Raw genomic sequence first — 527 nt, 5'->3', positions numbered from 1 at the left:
TTCACCGACCCCAGCCACAACGGCCGCCCGGCATCCCGCCCCTGCCCGTACGTCGCCAGCAGCGCCTCCGCCTCGATCGGATCACCGAGCCTCGTCCCGGTGCCGTGCGCCTCCACCACGTCCACGTCCGAGGTGCCGAGCCCGGCGTCCGCCAACGCGGCCCGGATGACGCGCTGTTGTGCGGAACCGCTGGGTGCGGACAGGCCGTTCGACGCACCGTCCTGGTTGACGGCACTGCCCTGCACGACCGCGAGCACCCGGTGTCCGTTGCGCCGCGCGTCCGACAGCCGCTCCAGGACCAGGACTCCCACGCCCTCGGACCACGACGTGCCGTCGGCGTCCGCCGAGAAGGGCTTGCACCGGCCGTCGGGCGCCAGGCCCCCTTGCCGTTCGAACTCACGGAACATGCCGGGGGTCGCCATGACGGTCACGCCGCCGGCCAGCGCGAGATCGCACTCGCCCGACCGCAGGGCCCTGCCCGCCAGGTGGATCGCCACCAGCGACGACGAGCACGCCGTGTCCACCGT

The 527-nt window shown here is 73.6% G+C and carries 1 protein-coding gene; it reads right to left on the bottom strand.

Annotated features, from left to right (window positions below):
- Nucleotides 1–527: beta-ketoacyl synthase N-terminal-like domain-containing protein (locus HZS56_RS37870; RefSeq protein ID WP_216725333.1), on the bottom strand; the 527-nt coding region annotated here is incomplete at both ends.

Origin of the sequence: Streptomyces mayonensis (assembly GCF_018982965.1) — a bacterium.
GTDB classification, from domain to species: Bacteria; Actinomycetota; Actinomycetes; order Streptomycetales; family Streptomycetaceae; genus Streptomyces; species Streptomyces mayonensis.
This window is presented reverse-complemented; position numbering and strand designations above follow the sequence as displayed.